Genomic DNA, 16,149 nt, shown 5'->3' on the forward strand with positions numbered 1-16,149 from the left:
CCGTGGACAGCACCGTCTCCGGCGATGCGTCAGACACCTCTATCGAGCCACCACTACCGCCCCCCCGATTTTTTCCAGGGGCTGTCGCACTTGCAGCACGTGCCGGCACCGCCTCCTCTATCGACAGAACCTCACCGGGCTCGCCGCCGGACGTGCAACCGGACGAAAAGAGCACGGCTGCCAATAGAACAGCCGTCCGTATCGAGAACATACAGGGCAGGAGCGGTGACCGCATTTTGGCTCTTGAAACTTCGACACGGGGATCCGGGATCGAACCCCTGCGTGACGAAGTTCTCACCAAGTCCGCGTGCTTGCCTTGCTCGTCAGACCGCGCGGCATCTGGGTGCCGATGAACGGCCTGTCGTCCGCGCTCCACAGGGGCGGCAAGATCGCACAGACATCGCGCCTGCCCCGATGCGATACTCCTCTCCCAATGAAGCGTGTACTGATGGTCGGTTTTCACTTCCCGCCCCTGGTCGGCACCAGCGGCGTGCAACGCATGCTGCGTTTCGCCCAGCATCTCCCGGAGTTCGGCTGGACGCCGCACGTGCTGACAGCAGACGAGCGGGCCTACCCCCAGGCCGACAGATCGACTCTGTCGGAGATCCCCGCCGGCGTTGAAGTCACGCGCGCCTTCGCCCTCGACGCCGCCCGGCATCTGTCGGTCGGCGGCCGCTATTTTCGAGCCGCGGCAATCCCTGATCGCTGGTCCACCTGGATCCCCTTCGCCACATGGGCGGCCGTTCGCTTGATCGACAGGATGCGGGTCGACGCTGTATGGAGCACCTACCCGCTAGCCTCCGCTCATGCGATCGGGGCAAGGGTTCACCGCCTGCGAGGGAAGCCGTGGATCGCCGACTTTCGGGATCCGATGGCTCAGGAGGGGTACCCGGAAGATCCGCGCCTCTGGAGAAGCTTCTCGAAGATCGAACGGCGCGCCGCCGAACGCGCCAGGTTCCTGACGTTCACATCCCCTGGCGCCCGAGCACTCTACGCCGATCGCTATGTGGACATCGCGCCCCCGGCCCGGTTCGTGATCCTTCCGAACGGATACGACGAGGGGAGCTTCGTTGCCGGACACGCGGAGCCCGATCGAGAGCGGGATTCCAGGATTTCCAGTAGCGTCCGCCAGACCGGCTTCCGCCCCCTCGTCTTGCTGCACAGCGGCGTCGTCTACCCCAGTGAACGGGATCCGACGCTGTTGTTTGCCGCACTGGCTGCACTGCGCGGGAGGGGTGCCCTGGATGCCAAGCGTCTCAGGCTTCGGTTTCGCGCGTCATCCCACGACGACCTGATCCGTTCGCTCGCCGCAAAGTACGGCATCCCGGACATGATCGATCTCGCCCCCGCGATTCCCTACCGGGAGGCACTGGCGGAGATGCGCGCCGCAGATGGACTTCTCATCCTCCAGGCGGCGAACTGCAACGGCCAGATTCCGGCAAAGCTCTACGAGTATCTGCGTGCAGGCCGGCCGATCCTCGGAATGACGGACCCAGCGGGCGACACCGGTCAATTGCTCGCGTCGCTCAAATCCCCGTATCTGGCGGCGCTAGAAGACCAAAATGCGATCGAGAATGTCCTCGGAACATTCGTTTCCGATCTCGGCGCTCGAACTGCTTACGTCGTGCCTGACAATGAGGTCGCCAGGTTCTCGCGTCGCAACCTTGCGCGGGATTTGGCGGCGCTGCTAGACCAAGCGACTGCTCCTGTGACCGCCGCGGACGCCACACACTGAATGGCAAGCGTTCGAACTTCTCTTGCCCTGTCGTTCGCGGAGCGCTATGTCCTGATTGCGCTCAGTTTCGTCAGCAACATCCTGATCGCACGTCTGCTGTCGCCCGAGCAGATCGGTCTGTTCTCGGTGACGCTCGCGGTCATTGGCGTTGCCCAGGTCATCCGGGATTTCGGACTCGGCAGCTACCTGATCCAGGAACACGGCCTGACCGAAGCTCATGTCCGAACCGCATTCGGGATGTCACTACTGCTGGGGGGCACGCTGTTCCTGGCAATCCTGATTGCAGCGCCGGGGGTGGCTCGCTATTACGGCAACGAAGCGATGATCCGGACGCTCCAGATCACCTCGCTCAATTTTCTGGTGCTTCCGTTCTGTTCGATCTCCCTGTCGCTCCTCCGCAGGGAAATGGCCTTCGGGAAGTTGATGGCAGTGAACTTCTCTGCCGGCATTGCGGGCTTCATCGTCATCATCGCGCTGGCTTATGCCGGCTTCGGTCCCGACGCACTCGCAGTTGGGGCAGTGTCGAAGAATTTGGTGACCGGCATCGCCGCATGGATCGCTCGGGGCCGCCGCCGCCCGCTGATGCCGAGTTTGAGCGAATGGCGAACAGTCCTGAACTTCGGGGGACAGAGTACCGCCGCCAATGTCGTCACATCGATCGCAATGGACATCAATGATCTGGCGGTCGGCAAGATTCTGGGATTCGGCTCGGTTGCGATGATCAGTCGCGCGCAGGGGTTGATGAACCTGTATCACCGTGACCTGATGGCTGCGGTCCGGAACGTATTGTTTCCCGCCTTTGCGCAAGGGCACCGGGAAGGTCGTTCACTGGAGTCCGGATTCGCTTACGCGGTGTCCGTCGTCACCGTCATCGGCTGGCCGTTCTACGGCTTCGTTGCCATCTTCCCCCTGGAGATCTTGCGGCTCCTGTTCGGCCCGCAGTGGGACGAGGCGGCACCCTTGGTACGATGGTTCTGCGTCGCCGGGGCATTCGCTGCCACCTGGAACCTCGTTCTTCCTTTGATAATTGCAGTGGGACGGATCGATATCGCCACGAGAACCGAGTTGATCCTGCAGCCATTGCGCGCTGCCATGCTGATTGGCGTAGTCGTATATTTCCGCTCGCTGGAAGCCTTTGCAGTTTCCTTCGCAATCGTATTTGCGGCCTTTACGCCAGCATTCTATCTGGCCAAAGGAAAAGTTCTGGCCACTGACTGGCGGACACTCTCTCGAGGCCTGCTTTCAAGTGCAGCAGTGACATTGGCGTGCCTGCTTCCCGCTCTGCTCGTTGCACTCGAGTCTCCGACCACACAATCAGGAGCGATCACGATCCAGAAAGTCATGATTGCCGGCCTCCTCACTATCGCGGTCTGGATAGTCGCCCTCCGGATGGTTCGCCATCCGCTTGCGGTGGATCCAATGTTTCGAGGTCTCATGTCTCGCATACCACTATTGCGGAGTCTGTTCCCATGAGTCTGAATGGTCTGCTGGCGATCAATGCCGCACTGCTGGTCGTGACCCTTCTCGTCCTGGCCGCTTGCTTCCACAAGATCAGACGTACGCACTTGGCGACCTACGAGATCTCCGAGAATGGCAGGGCGACACGGCGAGAGGCAGAAGCGCTCTTCGACCAGATTCATGCTTTGCTCTCGCTTGGCTGTCGCCTGCAGCTTCCGAAAGCACTCCCTCCCATGCGGGGCTGGGCCGCTTCTCCCGACTTTCTACTGCTGCTTGCAAATGAAATCCTCGACCGTGAGGTGCGAACGGTCCTCGAGTGCAGTTCGGGATCCTCCACCGTCATAGCAGCCAGATGCCTGCAGTTGAGAGGCCGCGGTCATGTATACAGTCTGGAGCATGACCCCCAGTATGCCGACAAGACTCGAGCATTGCTCAAGGAGCATCGCTTGCAGGAGTGGGCGACCGTGATCGATGCGCCACTGGTCACCCGGGAGGGGGAGACCCCGTGGTATTCGCTTTCGAACCTGCCTGCCACCCTCGACAACGTCGATCTCCTAGTGATCGATGGTCCCCCTGGCGGCTTGGGACCACTTGCGCGCTACCCCGCACTACCGCGTTTACATGAGCGGCTTGCCGCATCGAGCACGATAATTCTGGACGATGCAAGCCGAGAAGGAGAACAAAGGATTCTCGAGCGCTGGAAGACTGAATTCCCGGAATTTCGCCAGGAGTTTCTTCATCTGGAGAAGGGGGCTGCGGTACTTCGACGTTGCGAGCCAACCCAAACAGGCGTGAATTGAGCGATCGGTTCTGTCAACCGAGGGGTCCCTTCAGGCTCCGGTTCTGACGAAGAAGATGTCCGAGTCTGCGTCGCGCATGTATAGGATCCCTCGGAGTTCTGGCACGTAGGCGAATCGGCCGTAGGTGTAGTAGAAGCCGTTGAGCACGGTGTTGGGCGGAACGGTTCCGGTCACGGACTGCGCCGTGGTGTTGAAGGTGGCGGCGTCGATGCGGTACAGCGTGGAGTCGCCCCGCTTCCAGTACCAGAACGCGTCGGACACCGGGTCGTAGACCAGCGAGCCGCGCCCGTTGGCTGCTGCCGCGGCGCTGCCCGTCAGGGTGAGCGTCGAGGCCGCCGCGTTGTTGTTCAGGTCGAACACCGCCCCGGCAAGCGTGCCGTTGGGCATCCGGATCATCCGGTTGCGCCGCGTGTCGATCGCGTAAGGCGTCTCGTAGTAATAGGTCCCGCGATTGCCCAACGTCGTCCAGGTATTGGTCGCGTTGTCCCAGCGGTACATCGTGCCGCCGGTCGAATGCACGTAGATGTTATCGGCAGCGTCCTTGGCGATTCCCTGTGCTACCCCACCTATGCCCCCCTGGGACGGAAACGTACCCGCCGGCAGGTAATCGTTCTTCGCCGGGTCGAAGGCATCGAACTCGCTCGTGCCGTTGGCAACCTTGGACCATAGCGCGGGCGCCCCGACGAACATCAACAGGTTGCGGCTGTCGTTGAACTGCAGCGTCCAGTAAGTATGCCGCGACGAGGGTCGACCATCGGGGTAATGAGACGTCCCGGTCTCCGGCAGCACCGGTGCCGCGCTCGGGTTGTTTCGCCGCACCCAGATCGGCGTTTCGCTGCGCAGCGCGATCGAGAATACTTCGTTGCCCGCGTAGTCCGCGTGCCCGCCCCCGGCAATGAACAGCTCGCTGCCCGAGGCCTTCAGGGTCCCCCCGGAGTAAGCCAGGATGCCCTTCTGACCGCCCCGGGACGGCGTGTACCCCTGCCAGGCCGTGCTGGCCGACAGCTTCGTGCCGGGAATCTGGAACCATTGGAAGAGCGGCTTGGCCGCCACCCAACTCGGCAGCGAGCCGGCCGGCAGCGGGGTGACCGTCACCGTGCTCGTCGTACCCTCGGTGCTCGCCGAGGGGCTCGTGCTCGTCGTGCTCGAGGTGGATGTGCCGGTTCCCGAACTCGAGCTGGTACCGGTGCTCGTGCCCGCGCTTGCCGTCGTGCTGCCGCTGCTCGTGCTGATCGTGGTCTCGCCCTGCTTGGTGGCGACATTCGCGATCCCGCGCGGCAGGATTGCCCACTTCGGATCCCGCTCCCAGCCCCAGGCGGCGTAGTGGCCAGCCCCGAACCGCGACCACGCCTCCGCGCTGCCCGGCGCCCCGGCGGTGCCGGCCAGCGCAACCAGCGCCGCCGTACCGTAACCCTGGTCCAGGGAACTCGTGCTGTTCGAGTTCGGCGATGCCGCCGGCGGCCACTTGCTCGCCCCGGTGTAATCCGCATACTCGGCCGCCACGTCCGACCACCGCTGGTACAACGCGCCGGTCTGCGCATCCACGAACGGCAAGGTGTAGTCGCCCAGGTGGTAGGGCACTGCCCCCGCATCGAGCACCTGTCGCACGAAGAACGGCGCAAACCAGTCCTTCAGCGCCCCCGCCGGCAAACCCAGTTCCGCGCCACGGCTCAGCGCATACATCAGGAATGAGTGCTGCCAGGGCGCGTCATAACGCTTGACCGACTCGTTCGAGCCGTAACCGTCGAGCCCCTCCCACCAGTACCGCAACGGGTTGGCATCTCGCAGACGCCCGCCGTGACAATCCCCGGCCGTATTCGCCCACTGCCAGTCCGCACGGCTGGTGTTGCCGCCCCGCACGACCCCACGCGTGCCCTCGAAGCGCGTGATCACGTCTTCGTACGCAGCGTGCAGGTAATTTCGGTAGCCAGCCTCTTGCTGCGGCACCGCCCACGCCGCCTCGCCCAGCATCCGCATGCCCCAGGCAATGCCTCGGATCTGCCCGCCTATCCCCAGGTGCGACTTCGAAGCGTTCTTCGAGTAGCAGTACAGGCCATACAGCCCCCGGGAATCATCCAGCAGGCTGAAACCCGACCAGAACTGCAACTGCTCCTTGTAGAAGTGCTCGCCGGTCAGCAGGTACGGAATGAAGAACGGCTGCGGCTGATGCGCGTTGTCCGGCACCCACGCCCCCCGGTTCGTCGTGCCGACGACCTTCACCTTGTCGGCCGCATCGGAGTAGGCGTAGCCCAGATCCAGCATCGCCAGCGTGGGCCGCGCATAGCCCGACACCGGCTGGCCCAGGGCCGGTTCGGTCTTGTCCCGATCCACGTATTTGCCGGCCGACCCCTCGCGCAGGTGCATCGGCCAGGCCCCGGCCAGATCCGCCTGCCCCAGCGCCACCTCTTTGAGCTCGGCGCTGCCGTCGTACAGCCAGGCCACCATCCACTTCGGATACGGCCCCAGGTCCGGCCGCCCCCCCGTCGTCGGCATCGACGGATTCCACATCCCCTGCTCGAAGATGTCCTTGGGCGCCGCCTGCCACGCCGACACGATCGAGCTCTTGCTCGTGCTCGACAGCCGGATCGACGCGTCGTAATTCGGGATCGCCTGCGTGGCCGCCAGATAGGCCACGTTGTAGTCGATGTTCAGCGCCGCCGGCTCGCCCCCGCGCCAGAACGTCCTCGTCCAGCGCGACATGTAGAGGTGCTCCACGTCCGCCCGGCTGTAGACCGGCTGCGGGCTCGATGCCCCGGCCGTGATCGTCACCCCGTAGCGCTGGTTCTGCACCTTCTCGGTGTCAGTGGTCTCCATCACCACCCGCGTGCGCGTGAGCTTGAGCGCCGGCCAGAACTGCACCTCGAACGACGGGCGCACCGACTTGTAGCCGTCCACCCCGATGTCCGCCGACTTGCCCTCGTGGTCGGCCACGATCGCCGTCGTCACCACCGGGCCGCTCGTCCACAGCCTGTACTTGCCCGCCGCAATCAGCGCCCGCGCCGACGCCGTTCCCGCCGCCCCGTCATTGAGCGACACCACCGCGTCGAAGTCGTACTCCGCGCCCAGCATCTGCTGCGCGCTCAGCGCGCCGTCGTTGTTGCACGGTCCATCGGCAAAGCTCAGCGTCACCCCGCCTGAGGCCGGCACCGCCGGCAGCACCGCCGACACCACCGCAAAGCGCACGCTCCCGTCCGCATGCCGCGTCTTGACGTCCGACTGGCTCGCCACCGACTGGCCGTCGACCAGCAACTGCGGGCACTGGCCGATCTCACCTACCCGGAACGGCCGACCGAACTGCAACGGCTGGGCGCTCAGCGCCACTCCGCTCGCACTACTTACATAGAGCTTGTTGCTCACGTCGACAACAGTGCCCGCCGTCCTAGATTCCGGGGAATCAGAACCCCCGCCGCTCGATGTGCAACCCTGGAGCACGCCCGAGAACAGCAGGACGGCCGAAAGAGCCGCCCCGCGAAAACGCCGCTTCTGTGAGAAATGCACTTGCTGCACCCGAAAACACCTGAGTGCGGCGGAGTCTAACAACCGGTTCGGACAGAATCTGGCTGGAAAAAATGTCAGCTTTCGGGTGGACGATTCCGCCCGCCGAAAGGCGGCCGCGGAGTCAATCACCCGACAGATTGCGCAACGCCCGGACGCCGAATCGAATATGCGACCTGTCCCAGGGGGTGAACCGGGGCAGCATCCGGGGATCCGAGCGCGCGGTCGCTGCGCCCGGGTCCGTGGTGAACGCAAAGCGGTAACCGGCATCCTCGACCATCTCACGATGGCGATCGCTGAAATCACGGCCGAACCGCCCGTTCGGATAGGCAAAGAGGTCGACCTCGCCGCGGAGCAGCGCCCGCAGATCGGCCCGCCCCCCTTCGATCTCATCACGTGCGACCGGATCGGGCACTGACTCGAGAATCGGATGCGTTCGGGTGTGGCCGCCGATGGCCATACCCTGCTTTGCCAGCGCGGACACCTCTTCGGGGCTCATCATCGGATCGAACGAACCCTGGACACCGCACTGCTCCTCCAAGGCCCGGACTGCGTCGAGCCGCTCTTCGGGCGGCCTGTGCTTGATGGCCAGCACGAGTCTCTCAGCCAAGCTCCTTCTCTGGGAGAACTCGCCCAAGCGAACGACGACGGCACCCTCTTCGTCCGGACGTTCGGCGATCTTGTCCTCCGCTGTGAGCAACCCCGCGAGGTCGAGCTCGCGACGTTCGGTCGTCCGCAGCGCCTCGAAGACCCGGTCGTTGAACATCGCCCCCCCTTCCATGTATCCGGTAGCGATGAAAAACGCGGCCCGAACCCCATGCCGTTCGAGAATCGGTGTGGCAACTTCCAGATTGTCCCGGTAGCCGTCGTCGAAGGTGATGATCGCCGCACGGGATGGCAGTGTTCCCGCCATCAGCCGTTCGCAGGCCTGGACCGGCTCGAGCACCCGGAATTGGGACCTGATCCAACGGACCATCTCATCGAAGCGACGCGCATCGGGTTCGCTCGGAAACATCGGATCCGGCGCCGCAGGCACCCTATGGAAGATGAAGGTAGCCAACTTGGCACGTGCACCGGCCGGCGACGCCAAGGCAGTCAACCAGCGCAGGATCACTTCCCCACCCTGGCGTCGGCCAACGGCGACGCCCTCATCCAAAGCTCGAGCACGGTCAAGAGCCAGACCATGGTGCCGTAGTAGCCGGCATGGCCGGACTCCAGCTGCGCCAGCAACTCGTTCAGAAACTCGGGCCGGATCACGCCGCGATCGGCAAGCGAGCGCAGCGCGTCATCGGCCTTCGCGCGCAGCTTGTCGTGGGTGAGCAGCCAATCGCCGAAGGGCACGCCGAAGCCCTGCTTCTTCTTCTCGATGATCTCGTCGGGCAGGAAGCCGCGTAGCGACTCCTTGAAGAAGTGGCGCAGGCGCCTGCCCTTGAGCTTTTGCCGAGGATCGAGCTTGAGCGAATGCTCCACCAGCGCGCGGGTCAGCATCGGGAAGGCCACCTCCACGCCGGCGGCGTGGCACATACGGGTCACCTTGGGCAGGTCGCTGTCGGCCAGGGTGAACTTGAAGTCCCAGGCGAGCAGGTGGTTCAGTTGGGACATCGGCTCGGCGGCGGCGCGGCCGTGCGCCCAGACTTCGCGCTCCAGGGCCAGCGGCTGGCCCGCGGTCACACGCTCGAGCATCGCATCGGTGAAGATGCGACCGGCGCCCAGGAAATTGAGCAGGTTGTAGCGGCTCTGCAGCCGGTCGGGCAGTGGCTCGCTGGCCTGCTCGATGTAGCTTCGGGCCTTGGCCAACAGCTTCATTTCCACGTTCTTCATCGGCCCGAACAGCAGCGGCTCGAGCACCGACTCCCGCAGCGGCGCAGGTACCCGCTGGTACAGCGCGAACACCGCCTGCTTGGCGTAGCGCTCGTTGCCGCCGTAAAGCTCGTCGCCGCCGTCGCCGCCCAGCATGCGGGTCACGCCCTTGTCGCGGGCGATGCCGGCGCAAAAGTAGGTGGGCACGGCCGACGAGTTGCCGAAGGGCTGCTCGTACTGGGTGGCGATCTGCTCCACGCCGGCCAGCACGTCGTCGGCCGTCAGGTAGTACTCGGTGTGGTCGGTGCCGAAGTGCTTCGCGGCCAGCCGCGAGTACATCGACTCGTCGTAGCCGCCCACGTCGAAGCCGATAGAGAAGGTCTTGGCCGGCGCCTGGTAGTGCCGGGTGACCAGGCCCGCGATCGTGGAGCTGTCGGTGCCGCCGGAGAGAAAGCAGCCGATCTGGTCGTGCCGGAGGCCCGCGGTGCACTCGGTGACGCCGTCGCGCAGCGCGGCCAGGAAGGCCTCGCGCTCGGCGGCGAAGTCGAAGGGGCGGTGCTCGTCGAACACCGGGTTCCAGTAGCGGAAGGACTCGACCTTGCGGCCCTGGATTCGCAACGCCTCGCCCAGGTCCAGCCGCCGCACGCCGGCGTAGATGCTCATCGGCGCGGGGATCATGTGGAAGTAGGTGTAGGCGAACACCGACTGCCAGTCGGCCTGAAGGGACAGGCCTGCGGCCTGGGCTGCGTCGGCGGGCCGGGCGGCGAAGCCCAGCGCGTCGCCTTGAGCGGCCCAGAACAGCGGGAAGGTGGAGAAGCGGTCCACCGCAATCAGCGCGCGGCCCTGGCCGCTACCCTGCGCACCGCCTTGCCCGTCCCAAAGGGCCACCAGCCATTCGCCGGCCAGTGCATCCAGCACCGCATCGCCCTGCGCGCGCCAGCGCGCGAGCAGCTCGGCTGCGGCATCGGCCGGCTGCTTGCCGGGGAGCTGATCGGCAAAGCGCAGTCGGCCGAACACCATCGCGCCGGCATCGCCCTGGCGCGCCACCTGCAGGCCAGGCCCGCCCTCCGCAGCCTGCGACAGACAGCCGCGGGCCAGATCGATCCGACCCCGGAAGGGAATCGGCAAACGGGAACTCGACACGCTCGTCTCGGTCAAACCAGAACCTCTGCTGCAGCCGGATGGCTCAGGAACGCCGCCGGGCTGGCCGTGAGCCCGTAGGCCCCCGACTGGAACACCGCGATCAGGTCGCCCGGCTCGGCATGGGCAAGCTGCATCTTGTCGGCCAGGATGTCCAGCGGCGTGCAGAGCGGCCCCACCACCGACTGGACTTCGTTGGCAGGCTCGCCGATCCGGTTGGCTACCGCAACCGGGAAGTTCTTGCGCAGCACCTGGCCAAAGTTGCCCGACGCCGCCAGGTGATGATGCAGGCCGCCGTCGGTGACCAGGAATACCTGCCCGCAGGACTCCTTGCGCTCCAACACCCGGCACACGTACAGACCGGCGTGGGCCACCAGGTAGCGGCCAAGTTCGATGACCAGCGGCGCGCCGATGTCGGCTTCCGCGCGCTCGCACAGGTCGTGCAGGTTCCCGGCAATCGGGCCGACGTCCAGCGGTTGCTCGCCGGGGAAGTAGGGCACACCGAAGCCGCCGCCCAGGTTCAGCCATCGGACCGGCCTGCCCCATTGCGCGAGCAGGCCGCGGGCCAGTTCGTAGCTCTTCTGCTGCGCGTCGACGATGGCCTCGGGCTTCAGGTTCTGCGAGCCGCTGAAGATGTGCAGGCCGGTCAGCGCGATGCCCTCGGCCTTCATCCGGTCGAGCAGCGCGGGCAGCTTGGCCTCGTCGATGCCGAAGGGCTTGGGCCCTCCGCCCATTTTCATGCCGGCGGCCTTCAGCTCGAAGGCGGGGTTCACGCGTAGCGCGATGCGGGGCTCGATGCCCATGGCACTGCCGGCCGCGAGCGCCAGATCGAGCTGGGCCTCGGACTCGGCTGTCATCGTGATGCCGGCGGCCACCGCCCGGCGGATCTCGGCGGCGGTCTTGCCGGGGCCGGCGAAGCTGATGTGCTCGGGCGCCATGCCGGTGTCCAGCGCCACCATCATTTCCTGGGCCGAGGCCACGTCGAGCCCGTCGGTGAGGCCCGCCAGATGTTGGACGACCGCCGGCATCGGGTTGGCCTTGATCGCGTAGTGCAGGTGCAGGGCAGCGGGCAGCGCTGCGCGCAGCGCCTGCGCCCGGGCGGTGAGCGCGGCGCGGTCGTAAACGTAGAAGGGCGTGCGACCCACCCGCTCGGCCAGCCGGGTGATGGGGATGCCGCCGGGGGCGATCTCGCCCGCCACGACCCGGAAAGAATCCGTGGGCGCGTGCTGGGCGAAGCGGACCTCCGTCATCGGGCGCCCTCCTTCGCCTGCGCGGTGAACAGGCCGGCGCGCTCGGTCGACAGTGTCTTGCGGTCGATCTTGCCGTTGGCATTGCGCGGCAGGGAGGTGTCGAACCACTCCACGTGCTGCGGGATCATGAAGGCCGGCAGGTGCGCCTTGCAGGCGTCCAACAGCGCCTGGGTTTCCGCGGCCTTGCCCTCGGCCGGCTGGGCCACCAGCACGATGGCCTGGCCCAGCGTGGGGTGGTCCACGCCGAAGGCGGCCACCTCGGCCACCAGGCCGGACTTGTAGACAACCTCCTCGATCTCGGTGGGGCTCACCCGGTAGCCGGAGGTCTTGATCATCTCGTCGCGCCGGCTCACGAAGTACAGGAACCCTTCCTCGTCGCGCTTGACGGTGTCGCCGGACCACACGGCCATCTCGGTGATCGGCAGCTCTTTCGGCTGGCCGGGCAGCGGCTTGAAGCGCTCGGCCGTCTTCTCGGGGTCGTTCCAGTAGCCCATGGAGACCAGGGCACCGCGGTGGACCAGCTCGCCCGGCTCGCCGGGGGCGCACTCGGAGCCGTCCTCTCGCACCACCAGGATCTCGGCATTCGGGATGGCCTTGCCCATGGAGGTGGGCCGGCGGTCGACCTCCTCGGGCGGCAGGTAGGTGGAGCGGAAGGCCTCGGTCAGGCCGTACATCAGGAAGGGTTTGGCGCTGGGCGCCCGCTTGCGCAGCTCGGCCAGCGTGGCGGTGGGCATGGCGCCGCCTGAGTTGGTGAAGTAGCGCAGGTGTTCGTCGATGCTCTCGGGCCAGTCCAGCGCGGCCAGCTGGATCCACAGCGGCGGCACCGCCGCCAGGCCGGTGATCTTCTCCCGGACGAGCGCGCGGATCACGTCCTGCGGCAGCAGGTAGTTGTGCAGCACCGCAGTGGCGCCCACCAGGAAGCTGGTGGTGAGCTGCGACAAGCCGTAGTCGAAGGACAGCGGCAGCACCGCCAGGATGCGGTCCTCTGCAGTGTTTTGCAGGTAGGTGGAAACGCTGCGGGCGCCTTCCACGATGTTGCGGTGGGACAGCACCACCCCCTTGGGCCGGCCGGTGCTACCGGAGGTGTAGAGGATGGCGGCCATGTCGATGTCGATCAGGCGCGGGGCTTTCGGACCCTGCCCCGCGTGACCGCCGGCTTCCATCCAATACTCCCAGCCATGGATCCGGACCCCGGCCTTCGTCGCCACAGAAACGAGCTCTTCGTCCGGATCGCCGCCGACCAGCACAACCTGCCGAAGATCTGGGCATTCCGCCAGAATTGACACCAACGTGGCAAAACGCTGCTTGTTCGTTACAAGCAGCTCCACATTGCAGTCGCGCGCGATGTAGGAGGCCTGCTCGGCCTTGAGCAGGGGATTGATCGGCACGAACACGCAGCCCGCCCGCGCCGTGCCGAAGACGGAAGCCACAGTCTCGAAGCGCTTGTCCAGCCAAATCGCAACTCGCGAGGCCCGTTGCAGGCCACTTGCAATCCCCGCAGCCGCGAACCGGTCGACCGCGTCGGCAAGCTGAGCGTACGACAAATGATCGCTGGCAAACCGCAGCGCCTGGCCATCGGGACGGGCGCTGGCGGTTCTGAACACGAGATCGGCAAGCAGGGACATCGGGAGCATCCTTATGCGAGAGAGGCAGTTTATCGGGTTCCCGAGTGGTCGAACGTCAGGTTTCTCACGCTTCGCCCGTGTGTACGGCGCTAGAATCTGCTAGGTATATGGCTAACCCAATGACGATCTCCCGGCACGACGAGCCATCCATCTTCAAACTCTTCCGATGATCTCCCGCGACACACTTCGGCAAATCCTCAGCGCACAACTCGGGGCTGCATACCCCCCGAACAGTTTCAGCGACGACACCCCTCTCCTGGGCAGTATCGCGGAGCTGGATTCGATGGCCGTGGTTGGCATCCTTGCTGCCATCGAGGATGAGCATGGAATCGCGATTCCCGATGACGAGGTCAGTGCAGATGTATTCTCGACGTTCGCCACCCTCGCCGAGTTCCTCGAGGCCCAGTGCGGGCAGGCTTGAAGCGAAAGTGCGCCAAGCCGCAGCCTCGGTCATCCTCTGCGCGTTTGCGACGCTTGCCCCGGCGCAGGCAACCGCTCAGACACGCGGCAATCTCCCCGCCAGTCCCACCGGTCTCTGCGGTTCCATAGAGAACGCCTTCGGCCCTTTCGACTATCGGACTTCACCGCTGCAACGGAAACGGCTCGTTGAACGCCACCACTTCACGCCGAAAGTGGAATCCTTGCGCGCCGGCGAGACTGGATCGGTCGGTGGCGATCTCGACTACACGCTTAGAGCTTTCCCTAACCACCCGCGAGCGCTGCTTGCAATGGTGCGCCTTGGAGAGCGCGAGCGCACTTCTCAAGTTCGCGGCGCCAACTACCCTGTGGAATGCTACTTCGATCGCGCCATCCGTTTTCAACCGGACGACCCCCAGGTGAGGGTCCTGTATGCCTACTACCTGACCCGAAACAAACGCCCAGGTGAAGCGCGGCGCCAACTCGAAGCCGCAGAATCGACATCCCCGACCGATCCGCAAGTCATCTATAACCTCGGATTGGCTTACTTGGATCTCAACGAATACGACCGCGCGCTGGCCTACGCACACAAGGCCTATGACGCCGGCATCACCTTTCCCGGACTCCGGGAGCGTCTGAAGCGCGCAAACAAGTGGCAAGAGGCGCGCAAATAGACGGCGGCCCCGCCCCGCTGCAAATCGAGCCGCGACAGAATTGACTCTTCGTTCCGACATCCGCCAGATGGGCTTGCCGGGTTGGCTCGCCTACATCAGCGATCGCGCGCTTTCCAGGCTAAGCAGAGGTCGGGTGCGCTTCGTTGTCATTCGCCTTTATCTGCAGCCGCTCCCCGAGGAACACCTTGTTCCCACCAAGGAAGGCAACAACATGCGAGTCGGGCCCATATCAGAAGATGCCTTCGACGCTAGCGCCTTCGGCCGCCCGCCGGACGCAATCCGCGACCGCTTCCGTGACGGTAGTCTCTGCATCGCCGCCACAAAAAACGACGAGCTTCTCGGTTTCATGTGGCTGCAGCGTGGCACGCTACGAGAGCGCATTGTTAGGTGCGAGATGCGTGCCGAACCCGAATCCCGCGTTGCATGGGACTACGACTTCTTCATTCAGCCGCGCTACCGCCTTGGCAGGCTCTTCGGCAGATTATGGGATGCCGGCTCGTGCACGCTGCGCGAGATGAACATCGAGGCCACCGTAAGTTGGATACGCCTGGACAATCGGGCATCGGAGCAGGCCCACGCCAGGTTGGGAGCGAAGCGGATCGGGTGGGCCGCGTTCCTCACCGTGTTCGGTCATCAGTTGATGCTCTCCTCGTTCCGACCTCGCGCTTCGTACGCAGCGCCGAATCGAAGGGCGACACTCATCGTTGACGTCGAGGATCTCCTCAGTTCACGCTCGAACCGGCCAGGCAACAATGCAGTGGAGAACTAGCTGAATCATGGCGATGCTGCTTCTATTCGGTATGCCCAGATCCGGGACAACCTGGATCGGCAAGATCTTCGACAGCCACCCCGATGTGCTCTATCGGCACGAACCCGACAGTGTGTCGCCTCTCGACTCGATGCCGCTGATCGTATCCAGGGATCGTGCAGACCAGTTCCAGGAGTACGTCCTCGAATTTGCCCGACGAATTCCTGCAATGCGGCACGAAAAGGTGTCTGCCTCGATGCCGTTCTTCCGCAAGAGCTACCTGAACAAGCTCGAGTACCTTCTCTATGTCAACAGCAGCTTGCTCGCCAAGGCAGTCGAGAAGTTCACCGGACACGCGCTCCTTCGGCCATTGGTCACCTACTCGGGAGCCGCGAATCCCATCGTGGTCTGGAAGTCCATCGAGTCTCTTGGGCGCATAGGGTGCCTGAACCAGATCATCCCGGACAGCAAGGCAATCGCACTCCTACGACACCCCTGCGGCCACGTTTCATCGGTTCTGGACGGCGAAAGGCAGGGGGCCTTCGACGCCCCGGATTCGGTGGCCAAGGATCTTTCGCTTTTCGAGATGCTGCTCGCTGCCAGCCCACTGAGTTGCTTCAGAATCGACGACGTTCGGAAGATGACCGCCGTCGAGCGGATTGCCTTGCGCTGGGTTCTGATCAACGAATCTGCGCTGAACGACATACAGAACGACACCAACGCGATGGTCGTCAGGTACGAAGACATCTGCGAAGAACCGCTCCAGCAGAGCGCGAGAATGTTCACGTTCGCAGGGCTCGCTCTCGGCGAACAGACCGAGGCATTCATCGAAGCCAGCACCAGCGGGAGCAACGAGTCCTATTACTCGGTCGTGAAGAACCCACTGGAGTCGGCCAACAAATGGCGGAAGAAACTCAGTGCCATGCAGATTGCCGAGGTGAATGGAATCGTCAGCCGCAGCGAACTGGCCCAACGCTACTATCCCCCGGCGGCGGCCTGAGCGTTGC

At 64.6% G+C, this 16,149-nt stretch carries 12 protein-coding genes; 7 read left to right on the forward strand and 5 right to left on the reverse strand.

The features are described 5' to 3' along the window. The first annotated feature begins 433 nt into the window (after positions 1–433). From FHP08_RS07690 to FHP08_RS07700, 3 genes are read left to right on the forward strand one after another with little or no spacing between them, the layout of a single operon-like run. Complete coding sequence (locus FHP08_RS07690) at positions 434–1,735, forward strand: glycosyltransferase (protein ID WP_222707846.1); 1,302 nt, start codon at positions 434–436, stop codon at positions 1,733–1,735. After that, positions 1,736–3,208, forward strand: coding sequence for a lipopolysaccharide biosynthesis protein (locus tag FHP08_RS07695; protein ID WP_147703868.1), 1,473 nt, complete (start codon positions 1,736–1,738; stop codon positions 3,206–3,208). After that, positions 3,205–3,993, forward strand: coding sequence for a class I SAM-dependent methyltransferase (locus FHP08_RS07700; RefSeq protein ID WP_147703869.1), 789 nt, complete (start codon positions 3,205–3,207; stop codon positions 3,991–3,993). Before FHP08_RS07695 ends, FHP08_RS07700 begins: the two co-directional genes overlap by 4 nt. 30 nt (positions 3,994–4,023) lie before the next feature. On the opposite strand, the gene FHP08_RS07705 is transcribed toward FHP08_RS07700, so the two are convergent. From FHP08_RS07705 to FHP08_RS07725, 5 genes are all read right to left on the reverse strand, one after another. Continuing rightward, complete coding sequence (locus tag FHP08_RS07705) at positions 4,024–7,350, reverse strand: hypothetical protein (protein ID WP_147703870.1); 3,327 nt, start codon at positions 7,348–7,350, stop codon at positions 4,024–4,026. Positions 7,351–7,612: 262 nt separating this feature from the next. Next, positions 7,613–8,602 (reverse strand): polysaccharide deacetylase family protein, encoded by a 990-nt coding sequence (locus FHP08_RS07710; protein ID WP_225879075.1) that lies wholly within the window; start codon positions 8,600–8,602, stop codon positions 7,613–7,615. Next, positions 8,599–10,431, reverse strand: coding sequence for an asparagine synthetase B family protein (locus FHP08_RS07715; protein WP_147703871.1), 1,833 nt, complete (start codon positions 10,429–10,431; stop codon positions 8,599–8,601). The genes FHP08_RS07710 and FHP08_RS07715 overlap by 4 nt, the downstream gene beginning before the upstream one ends. Positions 10,432–10,442: 11 nt before the next feature. Then, on the reverse strand, positions 10,443–11,678 hold the full coding sequence (locus tag FHP08_RS07720) for a pyridoxal-dependent decarboxylase, exosortase A system-associated (protein ID WP_147703872.1): 1,236 nt from the start codon (positions 11,676–11,678) through the stop codon (positions 10,443–10,445). Then, positions 11,675–13,303: an acyl-CoA ligase (AMP-forming), exosortase A system-associated gene (locus FHP08_RS07725; RefSeq protein WP_222707847.1), complete on the reverse strand. Its 1,629-nt coding sequence runs from the start codon at positions 13,301–13,303 to the stop codon at positions 11,675–11,677. Before FHP08_RS07725 ends, FHP08_RS07720 begins: the two co-directional genes overlap by 4 nt. Positions 13,304–13,469: 166 nt before the next feature. Between FHP08_RS07725 and FHP08_RS07730 the strand changes: the two genes are divergently transcribed. The 4 genes from FHP08_RS07730 to FHP08_RS07745 are packed head-to-tail and all read left to right on the forward strand — an operon-like array spanning position 13,470 to position 16,142. Next, a complete protein-coding gene (locus FHP08_RS07730) occupies positions 13,470–13,724 on the forward strand; it encodes an acyl carrier protein (protein WP_147703874.1) in 255 nt (84 codons plus the stop codon). Between the two features lie 7 nt (positions 13,725–13,731). Next, positions 13,732–14,394, forward strand: coding sequence for a tetratricopeptide repeat protein (locus tag FHP08_RS07735; protein WP_147703875.1), 663 nt, complete (start codon positions 13,732–13,734; stop codon positions 14,392–14,394). A 40-nt stretch (positions 14,395–14,434) separates the two neighbouring features. Continuing rightward, positions 14,435–15,163, forward strand: coding sequence for a GNAT family N-acetyltransferase (locus tag FHP08_RS07740; RefSeq protein ID WP_147703876.1), 729 nt, complete (start codon positions 14,435–14,437; stop codon positions 15,161–15,163). A gap of 7 nt (positions 15,164–15,170) precedes the next feature. Next, positions 15,171–16,142 (forward strand): sulfotransferase, encoded by a 972-nt coding sequence (locus FHP08_RS07745; protein ID WP_147703877.1) that lies wholly within the window; start codon positions 15,171–15,173, stop codon positions 16,140–16,142. The last annotated feature ends 7 nt before the right edge of the window (positions 16,143–16,149 follow it).

This window comes from Zeimonas arvi, from assembly GCF_008039575.1.
Taxonomy (GTDB): domain Bacteria; phylum Pseudomonadota; class Gammaproteobacteria; order Burkholderiales; family Burkholderiaceae_E; genus Zeimonas; species Zeimonas arvi.

What these genes read in the sequence shown, in the direction of transcription:
- FHP08_RS07700 (WP_147703869.1), top strand. Translation starts at nt 3,205, where the DNA reads ATGAGTCTGAATGGTCTGCTGGCGATCAATGCCGCACTGCTGGTCGTG.
- FHP08_RS07745 (WP_147703877.1), top strand. Translation starts at nt 15,171, where the DNA reads ATGGCGATGCTGCTTCTATTCGGTATGCCCAGATCCGGGACAACCTGG.
- FHP08_RS07720 (WP_147703872.1), bottom strand. Translation starts at nt 11,678, where the DNA reads ATGACGGAGGTCCGCTTCGCCCAGCACGCGCCCACGGATTCTTTCCGG.
- FHP08_RS07730 (WP_147703874.1), top strand. Translation starts at nt 13,470, where the DNA reads ATGATCTCCCGCGACACACTTCGGCAAATCCTCAGCGCACAACTCGGG.
- FHP08_RS07690 (WP_222707846.1), top strand. Translation starts at nt 434, where the DNA reads ATGAAGCGTGTACTGATGGTCGGTTTTCACTTCCCGCCCCTGGTCGGC.
- FHP08_RS07725 (WP_222707847.1), bottom strand. Translation starts at nt 13,303, where the DNA reads ATGTCCCTGCTTGCCGATCTCGTGTTCAGAACCGCCAGCGCCCGTCCC.
- FHP08_RS07695 (WP_147703868.1), top strand. Translation starts at nt 1,736, where the DNA reads ATGGCAAGCGTTCGAACTTCTCTTGCCCTGTCGTTCGCGGAGCGCTAT.